Annotated in this window: 17 protein-coding genes; 5 read left to right on the top strand and 12 right to left on the bottom strand. The window is 59.6% G+C overall.

All coding sequences use genetic code 11. The features are described from left to right. Window positions 1–30 precede the first annotated feature (30 nt). The 3 genes from HMPREF2820_RS10905 (at window position 31) to HMPREF2820_RS05075 (ending at window position 2,989) form a co-directional block, all read left to right on the top strand. Window positions 31–195, top strand: coding sequence for a hypothetical protein (locus HMPREF2820_RS10905; RefSeq protein ID WP_016422979.1), 165 nt, complete (start codon window positions 31–33; stop codon window positions 193–195). A gap of 80 nt (window positions 196–275) precedes the next feature. Then, window positions 276–1,565, top strand: a complete 1,290-nt coding sequence (locus tag HMPREF2820_RS05080; protein WP_070603104.1) for an alanine racemase — start codon at window positions 276–278, stop codon at window positions 1,563–1,565. Next, window positions 1,562–2,989 carry a D-arabinono-1,4-lactone oxidase gene (locus HMPREF2820_RS05075; RefSeq protein WP_070603102.1) on the top strand — a complete coding sequence of 476 codons (1,428 nt, stop codon included), beginning with the start codon at window positions 1,562–1,564 and terminating at the stop codon, window positions 2,987–2,989. Before HMPREF2820_RS05080 ends, HMPREF2820_RS05075 begins: the two co-directional genes overlap by 4 nt. Here the strand turns inward: HMPREF2820_RS05075 and rarD are convergent. The 4 genes from rarD to lspA form a co-directional block, all read right to left on the bottom strand. Further along, window positions 2,986–3,954, bottom strand: a complete 969-nt coding sequence (rarD, locus tag HMPREF2820_RS05070) for an EamA family transporter RarD (protein WP_070603100.1) — start codon at window positions 3,952–3,954, stop codon at window positions 2,986–2,988. The genes HMPREF2820_RS05075 and rarD overlap by 4 nt on opposite strands. Before the next feature lie 123 nt (window positions 3,955–4,077). Next, a complete protein-coding gene (locus HMPREF2820_RS05065) occupies window positions 4,078–4,803 on the bottom strand; it encodes a hypothetical protein (protein WP_049170281.1) in 726 nt (241 codons plus the stop codon). Next, entirely contained in the window at window positions 4,800–5,711 is a 912-nt protein-coding gene (locus HMPREF2820_RS05060) for an RluA family pseudouridine synthase (protein ID WP_042389388.1), read from the bottom strand. Before HMPREF2820_RS05060 ends, HMPREF2820_RS05065 begins: the two co-directional genes overlap by 4 nt. A gap of 68 nt (window positions 5,712–5,779) precedes the next feature. Next, window positions 5,780–6,349, bottom strand: coding sequence for a signal peptidase II (lspA, locus tag HMPREF2820_RS05055; RefSeq protein ID WP_070603233.1), 570 nt, complete (start codon window positions 6,347–6,349; stop codon window positions 5,780–5,782). A gap of 90 nt (window positions 6,350–6,439) precedes the next feature. On the opposite strand from lspA, the gene HMPREF2820_RS05050 reads away from it, so the two are divergent. Beyond that, window positions 6,440–7,468: a hypothetical protein gene (locus tag HMPREF2820_RS05050; protein ID WP_246822218.1), complete on the top strand. Its 1,029-nt coding sequence runs from the start codon at window positions 6,440–6,442 to the stop codon at window positions 7,466–7,468. Between the two features lie 178 nt (window positions 7,469–7,646). Here the strand turns inward: HMPREF2820_RS05050 and HMPREF2820_RS05045 are convergent, their stop codons facing one another. After that, complete coding sequence (locus HMPREF2820_RS05045; protein WP_224433258.1) at window positions 7,647–8,381, bottom strand: WKL family lipoprotein; 735 nt, start codon at window positions 8,379–8,381, stop codon at window positions 7,647–7,649. 133 nt (window positions 8,382–8,514) lie between these two features. On the opposite strand from HMPREF2820_RS05045, the gene HMPREF2820_RS05040 reads away from it, so the two are divergent. After that, complete coding sequence (locus tag HMPREF2820_RS05040; RefSeq protein WP_070603230.1) at window positions 8,515–9,492, top strand: asparaginase; 978 nt, start codon at window positions 8,515–8,517, stop codon at window positions 9,490–9,492. Window position 9,493: 1 nt separating this feature from the next. On the opposite strand, the gene HMPREF2820_RS05035 is transcribed toward HMPREF2820_RS05040, so the two are convergent. From HMPREF2820_RS05035 to pgeF, 7 genes are all read right to left on the bottom strand, one after another. Further along, the gene (locus HMPREF2820_RS05035; protein WP_083308429.1) at window positions 9,494–10,156 is read right to left on the bottom strand and encodes a DapH/DapD/GlmU-related protein; all 663 of its coding nucleotides are present in this window, start codon (window positions 10,154–10,156) and stop codon (window positions 9,494–9,496) included. Between the two features lie 66 nt (window positions 10,157–10,222). Then, a complete protein-coding gene (locus HMPREF2820_RS05030; protein ID WP_070603096.1) occupies window positions 10,223–11,689 on the bottom strand; it encodes a DNA polymerase IV in 1,467 nt (488 codons plus the stop codon). A gap of 15 nt (window positions 11,690–11,704) precedes the next feature. Continuing rightward, on the bottom strand, window positions 11,705–14,965 hold the full coding sequence (ileS, locus tag HMPREF2820_RS05025; protein WP_083308427.1) for an isoleucine--tRNA ligase: 3,261 nt from the start codon (window positions 14,963–14,965) through the stop codon (window positions 11,705–11,707). Window positions 14,966–15,385: 420 nt separating this feature from the next. Beyond that, a complete protein-coding gene (locus HMPREF2820_RS05020) occupies window positions 15,386–16,399 on the bottom strand; it encodes a DivIVA domain-containing protein (protein ID WP_070603094.1) in 1,014 nt (337 codons plus the stop codon). A 398-nt stretch (window positions 16,400–16,797) separates the two neighbouring features. Then, window positions 16,798–17,097 carry a YggT family protein gene (locus HMPREF2820_RS05015; RefSeq protein WP_048731166.1) on the bottom strand — a complete coding sequence of 100 codons (300 nt, stop codon included), beginning with the start codon at window positions 17,095–17,097 and terminating at the stop codon, window positions 16,798–16,800. A gap of 63 nt (window positions 17,098–17,160) precedes the next feature. Then, window positions 17,161–17,682, bottom strand: coding sequence for a cell division protein SepF (gene sepF, locus HMPREF2820_RS05010; RefSeq protein ID WP_048731168.1), 522 nt, complete (start codon window positions 17,680–17,682; stop codon window positions 17,161–17,163). Between the two features lie 122 nt (window positions 17,683–17,804). Continuing rightward, window positions 17,805–18,527, bottom strand: a complete 723-nt coding sequence (gene pgeF / locus HMPREF2820_RS05005; RefSeq protein WP_070603092.1) for a peptidoglycan editing factor PgeF — start codon at window positions 18,525–18,527, stop codon at window positions 17,805–17,807. Window position 18,528 lies beyond the last annotated feature (1 nt).

Genomic DNA, 18,528 nt, shown 5'->3' with positions numbered 1-18,528 from the left:
CCTCGAGCAAAGAACCAAAGGAGCAATACAGTGTTCGCACCACTTTCCGATGGCCACTTCACCTACTTCCCCAAGCCCGAGCTTGACGAGGTTCTTGCAACCATCGACCGCCGCCCAGTTGCCGCCGGCTACCTCATCGATGGCGATGTCATCACCTCCAACATGGATGCCGCCCGCTACAGCTGGCTGGTCTAAAAGGGCGCAGACCTGGAAAATTCTGACTTTCTTTTCAAAATCAAAGACAGTACAGGTTTTCAATGATTACGTTTTAGGGCATGAAACTTTCTCGAGCTTCTGCCCCGGAGTCCTCGGACACATTCCGCCCGGCTCCGACATCGATGTCTCACCTGCCTGAAGCGCTGCCGCCACAGACGCCCCAGACAGCCCGCCCGCCACTAGCTACCGACACGCTGCTTAACTGCACTTCCCTTCCTGCAGTCGTCGTCGACCTCGCGGCGGTCGAAGCCAATGCCCGCGATATGCTCCGCCGTGCAAACGGGATGCCTATCCGCGTGGCCTCGAAATCGATTCGCATTCCACAGCTTATTTCGCACGTCCTGGCCTTCCCCGGTTTCCAGGGCGTGCTGGCATATTCGCTGGCAGAGGCGCTGTACCTATTCCGAGAAGGCATTAGCGACGACATCGTCGTCGCCTACCCAACACTTGACGCCCGCGCTATCTCAGAGCTTGCCGACGATGATGCAGCGCGTGCCGCCATCTGCGTCATGGTTGACCGTCCCGAGCATCTAGAGGCGCTGGCGTCGTCGGCAAGCGAAAATGCGCCAATCCGCGTGTGCATGGACGTCGACGCATCCTTTCGTCCCCTCCCCGGCGTGCATATCGGTACGCTGCGCTCAAGCCTGTTCTCGCCGAAGCAGGCAGCGGCGTTTGCCAAGCAGATCATTGCCCACCCGGAGCTGCGGCTGGCCGGAATCATGATGTATGAGGGACACATTGCCGGAGTGGGCGATGCCGGAAACTCCCTGCGTGCGCGCGCAATTCGAGTGATGCAGGCCGTCTCAAAGAAGGAGTTGGCGAAGCGCCGCGCGAAGGTTGTCGCTGCAGTCGAGAAAGTGGCGGGGCCGCTGGAGTTTGTCAACGGTGGTGGCACGGGGTCGCTGGAGTCGACGTGCGCCGAGGCCGCAGTCACCGAGGCAGCGGCGGGGTCGGGGTTCCTGGCACCAACCCTCTTCGATAACTATCGCGCATTCAATCTGCGCCCGGCGTCCTGGTTTGTGTTGCCGGCGACGCGACGTCCTAAGAAGGGCGTGGTCACGGTGTCCGGCGGTGGTCGAATTGCCTCTGGACCGGCGGGAGATGACCGGCTGCCAACCCCCTGGTACCCCACTGGCCTGCGCTACGCGGCAGAGGAAGGACCAGGTGAGGTGCAGACTCCGCTGCTCGGCAAGACCGCCGACGCAATTTCGCTGGGAGATCCCGTGTGGTTCCGCCACGCCAAGGCCGGCGAAATAGCCGAGCACACACAAGAAGTCATTGCAGTTCGAGATGGCACCATCATCGCCCACTGGCCCACGTACCGAGGAAAGGGATTGATCTTCACATGAGCAATTCAAACAACAACGCCCGCTTCACAGTCTCTACAGTTGAGTCCCGAGTACCACGCGTACGTCGGCGTGCGCAGGCGAAAGCCGTCGCCAACTCGCATTGGAGCAATTGGGCGCACACGCAATCGTGCACCCCGTCCTACACTCATCAGCCGCACGATGATGAGGGCATCATCTCGGTAATTAAAGCGGCGAAGACCGAAGGGACTACGGTGCGCCCGCTGGGGGCCGGTCATTCTTTTACTTCCGTGGCCACCACCGATGGGCACCGCATTCAACTCGACCGCTGCTCTGGTCTGGTCGAACTCGACGCCGTCAACCAGACCGCTACGCTGCGTGCCGGCACTCGCCTGCGCGACACTCCAGGTATTCTGCGCCCGCTCGGTTGGGCACTTCCCAACCAGGGCGATGTCGATCCGCAGTCGCTGGCCGGTGCTATCTCTACTGGCACGCACGGAACCGGGCTTGGATTCACCGGTTTCGCAGGCACCGTGAAGGGATTCAAGATTGTCACCGCGGATGGCGTCGTCAGGCACTGCCATCCGGACGCTGAGGGAATCGACGGCGAGCTCTACCGCCTCGGACGGCTGGGACTGGGTGTCTTCGGCGTGCTTACGGAGGTCACGATGTCCGTCGTGCCAGCGTTTGATCTGCACGCCGACGAGCACCGCGAAGAGTTTGATTCCCTGCGCAAGAGTTTCGCCGAGCGCTGCAAAGAAGCTGACCACCTGGAGTTTTTCTGGTTCCCGGGACAGCGCGAGACGCTGGTCAAGCACAATACTCGCATTGAACCGCAGCGCCACCGCCGCCCGAGCCGCAATAGCCTGAAGCAGCGCCTGGGCAGCGCGCGTACGTATCTTAACGACGAAGTCGTCAACAACATGGGACTCTTGGCGTGCTGCGAGATTGCTAAGGCCATTCCCGCTACGACCGATACCATCAACCGGATTGCCACCAACACCGTGCCAGAGCGCCGCTACTCCAACGAGGCGCACAAGGTCTTTGTCTCGCCGCGCCGAGTGCGTTTCTCCGAGATGGAGTACTCCGTCCCACTCGAGGCTGCTTCCGATGTTCTCGGGGAAATCCGCGACGCGATTGCCCGGAAGAGGATGAAAGTCTCCTTCCCCATCGAGGTGCGCTCCGCGAAAGCCGATGATGTGGCCCTGTCCACTGCGTACGGTCGCGACAGTGCCTACATCGCCATCCACCGCTACTGGAAGGAAAACTACCGAGAGTACTTCAACCTCATCGAGCCGATTTTCAAGGCCCACGAAGGTCGCCCGCACTGGGGCAAATTGCACACGCTTCGCGCGGAGGATTTCGCGGAACGTTATCCGCTGTTCGGCGAGGTCCAGGCACTGCGGGAAAAGGTCGACCCGCAGGGAATCTTCCTCAACGAGCACCTGCGCGAACTTTTCTGCTAATTATCTGCCGGCTTTACGACGTCCCGGGTAACCGCCCCATCCGTCTGGTCGGTGGCATCGTCGGAAACCGGGGCCGGTTCAACACCGGCCTTGTGGAGTTCCCGGCGTACCCGACGCTGCCGGCGCATCTTCAGGATGAGGTCGCAGATGAACAGCGCGACGGCACCCCAGATGATGAAGAATCCGATCCAGCGCTCCGGTTCGAGCTGCTCGCCGAGCACGGTGACTGCCAGGGTGATTTGGAGAACTGGAGTCAGGTACTGCATCAGGCCCAAGGTGGCCAGCGGCAGGCGTTTGGCACCTTCGCCGAAGAGCAGCAACGGAATGGCGGTAGCAACACCGGCGCTCATCATGAGCAGCATGTGGCCTGTTCCTTCGGAGGTAAAGGTGCTCTGCCCGTTGTAGGTCAACCAGAGGATGTAGGCCAGCGCAATCGGTGTGATTACGGCGGACTCGGCCGTCAGCGAAGCTGCGGAGGAAAGCGATACCCGCTTCTTCATTAGTCCGTAAAAACCGAAACTGAACGCCAGCGCCAGCGCACCCAACGGCGGATGTCCCACACCGATTGTGAGAACAATGACCGCAATGGTTGCCAGGATGACACTGCCGAGCTGCAACCGCGAGATGCTTTCACGGAAGAAAATCATCGCCAACAAAACGCTGACCAGCGGGTTGATGAAGTAGCCGAGCGCGGCCTCCGCCACCTGCCCATTGTTGACCAGGTAGACGTACACCCCCCAGTTGACGGAGATCAACAGTGCGGCAATAAAAATAGTGCCCCAGGTCTTGGCACTCGCGGCCTTCAGCTCTGGCCATGCGCGCATGAAGCTGAGGGCAATGACCATAAAGACAAGGGTCCAGACGAATCGGTGCGCCAAAATCTCTACGGCCCCTGCTGGTTCCAGCAAGGGGAAATAGAGCGGAAACAGCGCCCACAAAAGGTACGCACCGAATGCCTGAATCACTGTTGGCTGACTCCTTTTCGTTCTCGTTGAAACTAACTGCGTACTGGCGGCAGAGTTCTAGCCGCTTCATCCTAGTCGTTTGGACTTGGCCGCTTAGTCCTGGCTTCTATTAGGTCTGGCCGCTTAGTTCTGGCTCAGCCCCGGCGCAAAGAGCGGATCTTTATCCGTGAAGCCGGAACTCAGCACCGGGCGAATACCAAAACGGCCACGCGCCGCATCTGATGGCAGCGCCTCGACAGCTTTCACATCGGGCATTTTCTTGACATCCATCAACGATTCAGCGTCACCATAGACCAGTAACCCGTTGAAGCCGAGCCGTTCGTCGTCAATCGCGACGTCTGCGTAAGCAGCCGCTAACTCCAGCTGATCTTGCAGCAGCTTTTCTTCGCTCGCTGTTTTACTCGGCTGCGGCAAATACCGGGTGCTCACACCGCCGATGATTGCAGTCGATACTCGCAGAGAGGGCTCTTTTTCATAGACCTGCGCCGCTTCTTGCGCATCGAGCAGCCGGTCAAAAGTCACCATCGCCCAGAACTTCGGGTCCTCCACGACTGGCTGGCCGGTCTTTAGCCGGTAGTCCTCTTTCTTCATATTCGCGAGGGACTCGTCGGCACGCTCTACGTACTGCTCGGTTGCTTCCCACGGGTCCGGGCCGAGAGCATCGCCGTTGAGATTTTGCGGCTTGCTTACCCGATCGGAGGTCGAAGCGACTGCTAAAACAATCACCAATACGACAACACAGAAACCAGAGATCAGTGCCATCACTGGCGAAATACTGCCGTCACCAGTGCTTTTCGCGCGAGTTTCACGGCGTGGTGGGTTCTTGGATCCCGATGGGGTCTGCGTCATGCGCTCTGCCTCAAAACTTCCAATGCGTGGTTCAAATCATCTGGGTATGGACATTCGATTTCCATCCAGCGCCCATCTGCCGGGTGGTGGAAACCAAGCGAGACCGCGTGAAGCCACTGGCGGTTGAGCCCCAGCCGCTTGGCCAATGCCGGATCGGAACCGTACATGGGATCGCCGCAGCATGGGTGATTCAACGCAGAGAAGTGCACGCGAATCTGGTGCGTGCGCCCAGTCTCTAGATTCACCTTCAGCAGCGTTGCTGGGGCGAAGGCCTCAAGCGTTTCGTAGTGCGTCACAGCATGCTTGCCATCCTGGCGGACGGCAAAGCGCCAACCCGCCGAAGGATGACGGCCAATCGGCGCATCAATTGTCCCCGACAGCGGATCCGGATGCCCCTGAACCAGAGCGTGATAGGTCTTGGACACCTCACGGTTTTTGAACGCCCGCTTGAGCACGGAGTAGCCCCGTTCGGAGCAGGCGACAACCATCACGCCAGAGGTGCCAACATCGAGGCGATGCACGATGCCTTTTCGCTCGGGCGGACCGGAGGTAGAAATGCGGAAACCAGCAGCCGCCAGTCCGCCGATAACCGTTGGGCCTTCCCAACCGACCGACGGATGTGCGGCCACACCGACAGGCTTGTGAACAGCCACCAAATCGGAGTCGTGGTAGAGCACGTCCATGCCCTCGACGAGTTCCTCTTTGGGAACCAATGGCTTTTCCACCGGCGGCAACAACACTGAGAGGAAAGCGTTTTCTTCCAATCGGTCGGACTTACCAACGCTCACGCCATCGACCGTGATGTCCCCAGCCGCTGCCAAATCAGCCACCGCTGTGCGCGAGAGTCCCAGCAACTTAGCCACACCGGCGTCTACCCGCATACCGGCCAAGCCCGGTGGAACGGGCATCTGCCGGGTTTCTCGGTCGGGCTGGTGCGCTCCCCCGAGTGCTGCACCGGTATTTACTGCATTGTCGTTCACTGCTGTCCTCCCTCCGCCGACTGCTTCTGATCCGTCTGGGAAGATTTCTTCTCCATCGCAATCTGATCAGCGAAGAGATCCGGCTCCTTGGAAAAAACCATCCAGATAACGAGGATAATAACGCCCACTGTAATCGCGGAGTCCGCGATATTAAATACGGCAAAACCCTTAACCGACAGGAGATCGACGACGTGGCCGACGTAGAAACCGGGCTCCCGAAACAGCCTATCGATGAGGTTTCCCAGCGCACCACCAGCAATAAGCCCCGCCGCAGTCGCCGATATAGGACTGCGCAACCAATGGGAAAAGCACATCACAGCCAGGATGTAAACCAGCTGCAACGTGGTAAAAACCCAGGTGGCGTTCGTGCCAAAGGAAAAGGCTGCACCGGGGTTAAAAACGAGCCGCAACTCGAAGAGATCGCCAATGACCTGCACCGCAGGACGGCCATCGAGAGTCTTCAAAGCAATAATCTTGGTCAGCTGATCAATGATCGCAACTGACACAATAACCGCAGCGAGAATCCCCCGCCGCGGGAAATATGTCCTCGTTTCCTTCTTAGTCACTGTCCCATAATGGCCTAACAAACCCATATTCAGCCAACTGACACCGCCCGGGTGGTTCCTATCCACCACGAAACCGGTACGCTAACCGGTGTGACTCGACGTTTCCAATCTCAGTTTGTTCCGGCCTCCTCTGCTTTACGACGTGCAGGAGACACCACCTCCTCGTGGTTCCGTCGACCTAGCCGCAGCGACCAACCTGGTCACACCAAGCGTGGCCTGCTGGCGAGGGTCGGCACCGCTGTTGTTGCCGCTACCACTGTGGTGTCACTGGCCGCGTGCTCGTCGGAAAGCTCGGTGAAAACACAACCCGTGGACGTTGCACAACCCAAGGTCGAATTGACCAGTGCTGGTAGCGGTGAGCTGGCGAGCGTGCGCTGGAAGGACGACGGTGCAGAGCAGGAGTCGACCGTGGCGGTGACGCAGGGCTTCGCGCAGCGTGGCGGAAACGCCGATAGCGACCAGACGTTCCCGGACACCCGCCTGGAAATCCCCCTGACCAGTACTGTTACCAGCGATAACGATACTCGTGTGGTGACGTCAGAGGTGGGTAAACCCCACGGCTCCAACGATGAGCTGAATGAGGATATCGCGACCGCACAGGGCTTTATCTCTGATTGGTCAACAACAGCCACTGGTGAGGTCAAGGAACTCAAACTGGGAGCGCCGGAGAAGGCGACCGACACCGCTCGAGCTGGTGTGGAGATGGCGCTGCAGCAGCTGCATTCCGTACCTATCATCTTCCCTTCCGAGGACATCGGAAAGGATGCAACCTGGACGGTCGAAAGCGAGGTCGAAGGCCAGACCACGATGACGCAGAAGGTGACCTATACCCTGCTCAGCCGTGCGGGCGACATTGTTAATTTGAAGGTCGATGTCAAGCAGGTGCCGACCGTCACCGAGTTGGACACTGGCGGCGAGGGTGCACTGAAGGTTGTCGAGGCCACGACTGACATGCTTGCCGACCGCGTCACCATCGACCTGACTAAGCCGCTTCCGATGAAGGGCAACATCGACTTTGTGACCTCCGTGACCTACGGCGACGGCAACTCCGATGTGCGCATCACTCAGCAGACGCACCGCGGGCTGGAGTTTAAGGACGGCAGCGGGTCGAAGAAGTAGCCCAGAGCCCAGAAGAAATAGCTCTAGCCAGCGCAAGGTTAGAAGACGAGAAAGTGTCTAGGTTTATGTCACTTTTCTTCCCAAAAAATGGGCGGAACTGTCATAAACCTAGACACTTTCTTTTGTCTGCCCCAGTGCACCCGACCGGGCTAGGCTGTGATGCCTGGGCCAACGGCACCTAAGCCGGTGGAGGCGGAGGAGGCGCGTCCTCCGCCGGAGCCGGAGCTGGCGGTGGCGGGACCTCCTCAGCCGGCGGTTCAGGCGCGGGTGGCGGAACTTCCTCAGCGGGTGGTTCGGGCGCCGGAGCCGGGGCTGGCTCCTCGACCGGTGCTGGGGCCTCCTCGACCGGAGCCTCTTCAACTGGGGCTTCTTCCTCCGGCTCAGGCGGCGGCGGAGGGGTTTCGCCCGGCGCGAGACAGAACCCCGGCTTGTGCTCCGGATCAAGCGTCGATGCCAGGTTGCAGGCCCATTCCTTGCTCAGCATCCAACGGCCATCCCTGTAAATGAAGTCCACCTGATCCACGAGCATCGGATCTTCCTCCGGGCGGAGGATATTGACGCCGGCTACGGCCTGCTTCGTCGTGAAGCCGGGCGTGATCGGATCAATGACATCAAAGCTGATTTCCTGCTCATTGGCACTATTGGTGACAATGTCGAAGAAATCGCCGGCAGTATCGCCGTCCTCGATGGTCAGCGCCTTTTCCTCGATAGGTAAATCGGGGTTGATAAGGCGTGCGAGGACGTCGTTAAGCTCTGCGCGCGTCGGCAGCATGATGACGGGTTCCGCCGAGCTGGATGTCTTCGATTCAGTCGTCGGCGCTGCAGTATTGCCACCACCGCAGGCAGCGAGCCCAAGTGCGCTGACCGAGACCATTGCCGCTACTGTCACACCACGCGCTGTGCGCCAACGCATTCCGCTAACGCGCTGGTTGCAGGGGACTTTCATATGTGCACTACTCCAATAAAATCTGCATGAAGATTCGCTGGCTTCACGCCTTCCATAATCCTACACAAGGCCAAAACAACGCCTGGGTAAGATGGTGGACATGTCGACTCAGGATCATTCCCCGGCTAGCTCGGCCTCGTCTAGCACGGCCTCCCCTCGCCGAATCGTTGTCATCACCACCGGCGGCACCATCGCCTGCACCACGGATCACAGCGGTGCGCTAACCCCGACCATCTCGGGCACGGAGCTTGTCGCAGCGGTCGCGCAGCGTTATCCAGAGGGCATGTTAGAGCTGGAGGTTCGTGAGCTCGGGATGCTGGACTCGTCGAATCTCGCGTTCACCGACGTTGACCGTATTCTCGCCACTATTCACGAAGTGCTTGACGACGACTCCGTGGACGGTGTCGTCGTAACTCATGGCACGGACACGATGGAGGAAACGGCCATGGCTGCCGATATTTTCCATGCTGACTCGCGTCCGGTTGTCTTTACTGGTGCACAACTTCCCTATGATCATCCGGAAACCGACGGACCGGGGAACCTCTTTGAGGCCGTGACCATTGCTTCCGATGCCTCTGCGCAGGGAATTGGCGTTCTTATTGTCTTTGGCCACGCAGTCTTGCCGGTACGAGGTGCGACGAAGTGGCACACAACCGATCCTTTGGCTTTTGCCACTAATGCACCGGAGGAGCCGGTTCGTCCAGATCCGCTGCCTCTGGCGGCTTTGGCGGGCTCGAAGGTAGAGATTATCCCCGCCTACTTGGGTGCAGATGGATCACTGCTGGATTCGGCAGTCGCCGCCGGTGCACGCGGCATTGTCGTAGAGGGCCTGGGGTCGGGCAATGTCTCCGATGAGTTTGCCGCTGCCATTGACCGGGCCATTGCGGCTGATGTGACCGTCGTGATGGCAACGCGCGTTCCGCGCGGTGATGTCCACGGCGCCTACGGCGGTGCCGGTGGCGGTGCGACGCTGGCTCGGCACGGTGTGATTAGCGCTGGTTGCGTGCATGCACCGCAGGCGCGCATCATTCTCGCCGCCGCGCTGGCTGCGAATGTGCATCCGCAGACGCTGTTCTAATTCACGCCTCGATGATGCGGATGATTTTCGCCGGGTTTCCAGCCACAACTACGCCCGCGGGAACGTCCTTAGTCACCACGGCACCCGCGGCGACCACAGAATTGTCGCCGACGTGAACACCGCCCAGGATGATGGCTCCGCCACCGATCCAGGCATTGCGTCCGATGATGATTTCATCTCCAGACTCTAGATAAGCGGCGCGGGCCTCAGCTCCCAGTGGGTGTACTGGTGGAAGCAGCTGTACGTTGGGCCCGAGCTGCGCATAGTCGCAGATTGACACCTTCACCACGTCAAGTGCGGTGAGCCCAAAGTTGATGAAAACGTTGTCGCCGATGTGGATGTTATCGCCGTAGTCCAGGTAGATCGGCGGGCGAACGGTGCTGCTCTCTCCGAAAGACCCCAGTGCCGGTGCTAGCACTTGCTGTGCTGCCTGCTGGTCTTCGCGGAATGCGACCTCAAATTCAGCGGCCACCTGGCCAATTCGCACGTTCAGAGCCTGTGATTCCGGATGATCGGCGATATACCACTGACCGTTCAACATGCGCTGGCGGTTATCCAGACCGTCGTCGGGAAGTGTGGTCGACGGATTCGGATCTCGATCGGTGTTGCGCAACGAGGCGCGGCGAGCTGCCTCGAGCTCTGCAATGCGGGATGCGGTAGTCATAGTGCCCCAGTTTACGGACAGCGCATAAACAGAGAGCCGCGAACGGCACTGAGGCAGTCAGCCATATCAAGCATCCGCGTCGGGGCCGAGATCGTCTTCGCTTTCCCGCTCAGGTTGCGGCAAGTCGAGAGCTGCTGCTTCGTCGGATGCCAGCCACTCCGGCCAGTCCAAACTGCACACCGCGGAGCACGGACGCAGCTCCGGGTCGTCCTCCTTCAGCGTGATCATGCGCCCGGGGCCACTGGTGCGGCTTTCAAAGCGGACAGTCACAATCCCGTGCCCCGAACCCTGCACCCAACCATGTCCATACTCGCTGTGGTGTACGTCCGAGGTGGGTGCCCACTTGGAGTCGGAAAGCCGAACGGTCGGCAACGCACCGGTTCCAGATAGCTCGACCAGGCCGGCGGGAGCGTCGGAAAGCGCAGGTGCTGGCACTCGATCTTCGACGGTGATAGCGCGGTCGAGCTCAGGAAACAGGACTTCTTGTATGTGCGAATCCAGCCCGGAGAAACCGACGCCCACCAGTCGCACTGGGCCGACCTCCGCGGGCGTGAACGCGATTCGGTGCGCCACTGCCATGAGGGTGTCGAAATCCTGTGTGGCGTAGGCGAGCGTCTCAGATCGGGTATGGATGCTCAGGTCAGACAGACGCACCTTGCAAGTGATGGTGCGGGCACCACGGCCATCTTTTTTGAGCCGTCGAAAAGCGGACTCACCCGCGCGATCGACGGCGGCGTGGAGCTGGGCCTGCGACTCCAAATCCTCAGGATAGGTGTACTCCGCCGATACAGACTTGGCGACATCTCGCTCCTTAACCGGCCGATCGTCCGTCCCCTGCGCCAGCTGCCACAGCATCACACCGGTTTTAGATGTCAGCGAAACCTCGACATCGCGCTGGGACATGGCGGCAAAATCACCGATCGTCTCCACACCCAGCGTGTGCAATTTTGCAGCGGTGACAGGACCAATGCCCCAGAGCTTCTCTACCGGCAATGGGCGTAGTAGCTCGTGATTGCGTGCGGGGTCCAGCACGTACACGCCATCGGGTTTCGCCAGGCCTGACGCAATTTTCGCGAACTGCTTGCCCGCGCCCGCGCCTATCGACGAGGCCAAGCCGGTCTCCCGCCGGATATCTGCCCGCAGCTGCTCCGCCCAGGCAATGACCTGCTCCTTCGAGGCTCCCTGAAGCTCTTCGGGTTCCATGAAAGCCTCGTCGACGCTAAGCTGCTCGACCACGGGCACGCGCTCGCGGATTACAGAGAACACGCGGCGCGACACCGGCCCGTAGATGCCCTTGCGCGCACTGACCGTCACTGCGGTCGGTGGCATGAGACGACGTGCGCGAGCCATCGGCATAGCCGAGTGCGCGCCGTACGCGCGGGCCTCATAGGAGGCACCGGCGACCACACCTCGACCGCCCAGTCCGCCGACTAGAACTGGCCGCCCGCGCAGAGTCGGGCGAGTGAGCTGCTCGACGGACGCGAAGAACGCGTCCATGTCGATGTGCAGAACCCACCGCCCGGAAGTCGGCATAGAGATTACTCTCCCCTACTGCTTGGCAATATCCGCCGAGCAGCCGTCCGCCACGTCGTAGCTCAGGGACTCTCCGCCAGCGACGACCTCGAAAGCGGTTGCGAGAACCTCGCGGGCGATGAGGTCAGCGTGGCGGTTGGCCCACTCCTCACGCTCGGCCGGCACCTGCAACTTCACCGAAATGCGGTCGGTGACCTCAAGGCCAGCGTTCTTGCGGGCATCCTGCAGACCGCGGATACGGTCAGCAGCCCAACCGCGGGACTCCAGGTCCTCGTCGAGCTCAGTGTCGAGCACAACCAGGCCATTGACGCCGTCGACCTCAGCGGTGGAATCTGGCGAGATCGCGACCAGGTTGCGGGTGTACTCACCCTCCTGCAGCGGAATACCATCGGCGACAACCGTGCCGTCGACAACCTCATAGTTGCCAGACTTCACAGCCTTAATGACCTTCTGGACGTCCTTACCCAGGCGCGGACCGGCCACGCGAGCGTTGACGGAGACCTCGAATCGTCCCACCGAGTCCACGTCGGAGGTGAACTCCACCTTGTCGACGTTGACCTCGGAGGAAACGATGTCGGTGTACTCACGCAGACGCTCGGCATCCGGGAATGCCAGGGTCAGCTTCTTCAGCGGCAGGCGGTTACGCAGCTGGTTGGCCTTGCGGATGCGCGATGTTGCCGAGCAGACATTGCGGACAATATCCATGGACTCAACGAGTTCGTCATCGGTCGGCAGCTTGTCGACGTCCGGCCAATCCTCCAGGTGCACCGAGCGGCCGCCAGTGAGCGAGCGCCAGATGACCTCGGTGGCCATCGGCAGCAGCGGAGCAGCCACGCGGGTGAGAACCTCCAGCACCGTGTACAAGGTATTGAAGGCCTCTGGGTGCTTGACATCGCCGGCCCAGAAGCGGTCGCGGGAGCGGCGCACGTACCAGTTGGTCAGTGCGTCACAGAACTGACGGACCTCATCGGTGGCAGAAGCAATGTCAGTGTTGTCCAGGCACTCAGTAACAGCACGGACGGTTGCTGCAAGCTTGGCCAGGATGTACTTGTCCAGGATGTTGTCGGAGTCCACCGACCACTCGGCCGGCTTGGAGGCGTAGAGCTGCAGGAACGAGTATGCGTTCCACATCGGCAGCAGCGCCTGGCGCACGCCCTCGCGAATGCCTTGTTCGGTGACGATTAGGTTGCCGCCGCGCAGGATCGGGCTGGACATGAGGAACCAGCGCATGGCGTCGGAGCCGTCGCGGTCGAAGACCTCGTTGACGTCCGGGTAGTTGCGCTTGGACTTACTCATCTTGTTGCCGTCATCGCCCAGCACGATGCCGTGGGCGACGACCTTCTTGAACGCCGGGCGGTCAAACAGTGCAACCGACAGGACGTGAAGCAGGTAGAACCAGCCGCGGGACTGGCCGATGTACTCCACAATGAAGTCGGCCGGTGCGTGGGACTCGAACCACTCCTTGTTCTCGAACGGGTAGTGGAACTGCGCAAACGGCATGGAACCGGAGTCGAACCAGACATCCAGGACATCCGGGACGCGGCGCATCATGGACTTACCGGTCGGGTCGTCCGGGTTCGGGCGCACCAGCTCGTCAATCTCCGGGCGGTGCAGTGTGGTCGGGCGAACGCCGAAGTCCGCCTCCAGCTCATCGAGGGAACCGTAGACGTCGACACGCGGGTACTCGTCGTTGTCGGAAACCCACACTGGAATAGGGGAACCCCAGTAGCGGGTACGGGAGATGTTCCAGTCACGTGCGCCCTCGAGCCACTTGCCGAACTGACCGTCGCGGACGTGCTCCGGCATCCACTCAATCTCGTTGTGGTTGAGCTCCACCATGCGCTCGCGAATCTTGGTAACGGACACAAACCAGCTCGGCAGTGCCATGTAGATCAGCGGCTCGCCCGAACGCCAGGAGTGCGGGTAGGAGTGCTCGATGGTGCGGTGCTGGACGACGCGGCCAGCGGCCTTCAGGTCACGGATGATGTCCTTATTGGCGTCAAAGACCAACTTGCCCTGGTACTCCGGCACCTGCGAAGTGAACTTACCGTCCATGTCCACCGGAATGATGACATCAATGCCGTATTCATTACAGGTGTTCATATCGTCTTCACCGAAGGCCGGCGCCTGGTGGACCACACCAGTACCGTCCTCGGTGGTGACATAGTCGGCCACCATAATCTGGAAAGCGTTCGGGTGATTTGCGAAGTAGTCGAAGATCGGCTGATAGGTCAGGCCTTCCAGGTCAGCACCAGCGAAGGTAGCCACGACCTCGTGTTCCTTGCCCAATTCCTTGGCGTAGGCACCAATCAGCGCTTCTGCCAGCAGGAAGGTCTTACCTGCAAACTCCGGCACGGAGGAATCCTCGCCGACCTTAACTACGGCGTAGGTGACCTTCGGGTTCACGGCCAGACCAAGGTTGGACGGCAGCGTCCACGGCGTGGTGGTCCAAGCGATAGCCGCAGTGTCAGCGAGCACCGGGTTGTCCGCCAGCGTCTTCTCCGCTGCCGAGCCTGCCTTGGCGCCGGTGAACGGGAAGGTCACGGTCAGGGTCGGGTCCTGCCGCATCTTGTAGGAGTCATCCAGGCGGGTCTCCTGGTTGGACAACGGGGTGTGCTCTGCCCAGGAGTACGGCAGCACGCGGAATCCCTGGTAGACCAGGCCCTTGTTGTAGAGCTCCTTGAAGGCCCAGATCACGGACTCCATGTAACTCATGTCCATGGTCTTGTATCCGCCGTCGAAATCAACCCAACGCGCTTGACGAGTGACATATTCCTTCCACTCGCCCGCGTACCGCAACACCGACTCAGCGCAGTACTTGTTGAAGTTAGCCAGACCCATTTCCTCGATCTGGCCCTTGTCCTTAATACCGAGCTGCTTCTCTGCCTCCAGCTCAGCCGGCAGACCATGGCAGTCCCAGCCGAAGACGCGACCAACCTGGTAGCCACGCATGGTCTTGTAACGAGGGACGATGTCCTTGACGTAACCAGTCAGCAGGTGACCGTAGTGCGGTAGACCGTTGGCGAACGGCGGGCCATCATAAAAGACGTATTCGTCAGCACCATCACGCTGATCGATAGAGGCCTGGAAAGTGCTGTCCTTGCCCCAGTACTCCAGGACCTTTTCCTCCAGCTCCGGGAACTTCGGGCTCGAGGTGTACTTACCAAAGTCAGCAGTGCGCGGATACGCGCCACCTGCCGGAGTGGCCTCAGCAGAGGCATTTACATCGTTCGAATTAGACACCGTTTCTACGTCACTTCCGTGGTCGAACATCATTAATACTCACCACGGGGACGCATGCCTAGCCCCTTCAGCGTTGTTACTGGTGACGCTGAAAAGGAGTCTCGCGCGGTACCACCCCGCTTGGCATCACGCTTTACGACGGTTCTTGCGAACAAGAACCATGCGGTTTCACGCGATAGCCCGCTTATTTAATAAGGCTTTGTAACGGTGCCAAACCGTTCGGTTCTACTGAGCCCATTTTCTACTGGACTGTTCTTCCGAAACGCTCCCCGGTGATGGCCGGCTCATTGCGCGTATGGGTGTCAGTATAGCAGTGTCTCAGGCAACTACTACAACCCTGACCGGAACAAAGAATGCGATTGGTTCGCAGGGAAAGATAGCAAAACCCACCGCGCTCTGCCTCCCCTCCCTGGGGAGCCGAGCGTGGTGGTTTTCTACGTGTTGGCTACGTAATTAGTTGTTGTAGCCGTCGGCCGGGGCAGCCGACTCGCGAGAGTTCAGGTCGTCGAGCTGGGACTCCAGGAAGGTCTTCAGGCGGGTGCGGTACTCGCGCTCGAAGATGTGCAGCTCCTCGATGCGCCCCTCCAGAGCGGTCTGCTGCTCCTTGACGGTGGTCATGATCTCGTGGTGCTTGCGCTCTGCATCGTCCTGCAGCGCGGTTGCCTTCTGCTGCGCTGCGGTGATGGTGGCGTTAGAGCGAGCGTCTGCGTCGCTGATCATCTGCTCGCTGCGCTGGCGAGCGTCAGTGAGGGTCGACTCAGACTCGTTGCGGGCATCAGCCAACAGCTGCTCACTGCGCTCCTTGGCATCAGCCAAAGTTGCTTCTGCCTCATTGCGAGCGTTGGTGATAGTGCGCTCGGCCTCTTCATTGGCCTCTGCCACGGTGCGCTCAGCGTTTTCACGAGCCTCGGTGACAAGCTTGTTGGCCTCAGCGTCGGCGTCAGTGGTGACGCGATCAGCGGTGTCCTGAGCAGCCTGCAGGATACGAGCAGCGCGGAGGCTAACTTCCTGCGACTCGGTGCCGGTGCTTGCTGCAACTGCCTGCGGCTGCTCCGCAGCTGCGGAGGAAGCCTGCTGTGCAGAAGCCTCTGCCTCAGAAGCACGCTTCTCAAGAGCATCCAGACGATCCTGGTAGTGAGCCTCAATCTCCTGCTGCTGAGCGCTCAGGCGCTCGTTGTACTCAGCGCGCAGCTCCTGCTCAATTTCCTTGCGCAGCTTGTCCTCATCGACAGCCGGCGCCGCAGCGGCAGCACCGGAAGCAGCGTAGTCTGCGCCGCCACCCTGCTCTAGCTGACCCTCAAGGTCCTCAACCCGCTGGCGCAGCTCAGCGTTTTCATCCTGGAGCTCACCCAGTGCGTCCTCTACGAGGTCGAGGAACTGATCGACCTCGTCCTCGTTGTAACCACGCTTGCCAATCGGAGGCTTGCTGAAAGCCACATTATGCACATCAGCCGGAGTCAACGGCATGGTGAGTTCCCCTAACACTTTGAGCGGACAGTTCTTAAGAAATCTTAAGAGAATTATTTCCAGTAGTACTGTTTACCCGGCCAATCCTACCTGCTCTAGTCACAGTCCTCACCCCATTTATTTTGGGCAGGACTCTATCCCCCACGTTCTAACCAATGGCAAAGTTCTAGTAAAACGTTAAACCTCGCCCTTACCCTGCACCTTTAGCCACAGAACTTTACCCCCGACACAATAAAAACCCATTGGGGATTACATTCCCCAACGGGTTCCTGTTGTTGCCCCCGATTAACACCCCCGGCGGCAATTCAATGCCCGAGAACATCGCATTCGGGACAGTCAAAACAACACAGCTCCACCGAAATCCACATTGTGGATCCCAAGCAAACAGTTAGCGATATTTACGCCACCGCGCCGAGGGCTACCTGCAGCACCATTCGCAGAATCATAAGGATGAAGAACAAAACAAGCACAGACATGTCCACCATCACGTTGCCCATCGGCATAGGCGGGATGAGTCGGCGCAACAGCTTCACCGGCGGGTCGGTAATGACAAAAACAACTTCGCCAATCGACGAAAACACCCTGCCTGGTCGCCAAGAGCGAGAAAATGACTGAATCATTTCAATCACAATGCGAGCCAACAGCAGATAGGTGAAAAGCTTCAGCAGGATTAGCAGAACTAGCAGTAGTGAAGACACGAATAAACAGTCTAGCTAATTAATCGAAATACGAAACACTAACAAGCCATGCGAGCCGGCTGACTAGCCGGACATCCGGTCGAACTGGCCCTCGTTGACATCGCAGCCATGCGGGTACAGGGTGAACACGGAGCCGTCAGCCTTGATCCGGCCGCGCAGACCGAAAACCAGTCCAGCAACGAAGTCGACGTAGCGCTTAGCCTCAGATGGGTCAAGCTCACTCAGATCGAAGGTGACAATGTCACCGTCGCGGAAGTGCGAACCGATGTCCGGAGCCTTGGAGTACTTGTCCTGGAAACCACTTTCCGGCTTGATGAAGACCTGCTCCGGTTCCTTGGTCTCAGCAACGGAGTGCAGGTTGCCGTAGCGGTAGTCCTCCTCGCGGGAGTTCACACTTGCAGTCTCACGTGGAGCCTCTTCGCGCAGCTCGTAGCGGTGGCGCTCCGCACGACGCGAGTCGGCATAGGAGTCATCAAAACGCTCCTCGTCACGGCGGTCAAACTCGTCGTAGTGCTCGTCGTAAGCCGCGTCATCAGTCGGGGTAAGACCGAAAAAATTTGAAACCCCACGGAAGAAATCAGCCATCTTCTGCTACGTCCTTCTTAGTGTGCGAATTTAAGTCTGTGCTACCCACAACCTACCGGCTGGGTTGGCAATATCGCATAGACACGCGCAAATTTGGCGCGCCAAAATTACAACTTTGAAACTTAGCCCTGCTCAGGCAGGATTACGATGCCCGCCTGACGGCCAGTCTTCCCCTCCCGCCGGTAGGAAAAGTACTGCTCATTTTCAATAGTGCAGCTGGGCTCGACATTGACATGCCGTACACCGAGGTCATAGAGCTGACGCATCAGGCCGGCGCGCACGTCGACACCGGCAGTCCCCTGCTTCGTTCTCATCTTCGCTCCGGGCAAATGCTTATCGACGTCATCGGCCATCGACTCAGGCACCTCGTAATTGTGGCCAGAAGCCGCCGCACCGAGAAGCGCATGGATATTCTCGGGCGTGGCACCGAGCTCAATCATCTTCTCGACAGATTTACGAACGATTCCGTTGCGGGCACCGGTCCGCCCTGCGTGTACCGCAGCGGCGACACCCGCATAATCGTCGGAAAGCAAGACGGGAACGCAATCGGCAACGAGCACTACCAGCGCGAGACCAGGCGTGGTCGTGACGATGGCGTCGGTAGCCGAGACAGGCTCAGTTTGTGGTTCGTTGACGACGGTGACCGTGTTGGTGTGAAGCTGCTCCATGTAGACGAAGCAGGCACGGTCGATTCCCAGAGAATCGGCCAAGCGCTGGCGGTTGCGTTCGACTGCGGACGGGTCATCGCCGACATGATCTCCAAGATTGAAGGAATCATATGGTGGCAGCGAAAACCCGCCGCGCCGATTCGTCAGAATTTTTCGGCTGCGGCGGGATTCAGTCATG

Origin of the sequence: Corynebacterium sp. HMSC064E08 (assembly GCF_001811805.1) — a bacterium.
GTDB lineage: Bacteria > Actinomycetota > Actinomycetes > Mycobacteriales > Mycobacteriaceae > Corynebacterium > Corynebacterium jeikeium_D.
This window is presented reverse-complemented; position numbering and strand designations above follow the sequence as displayed.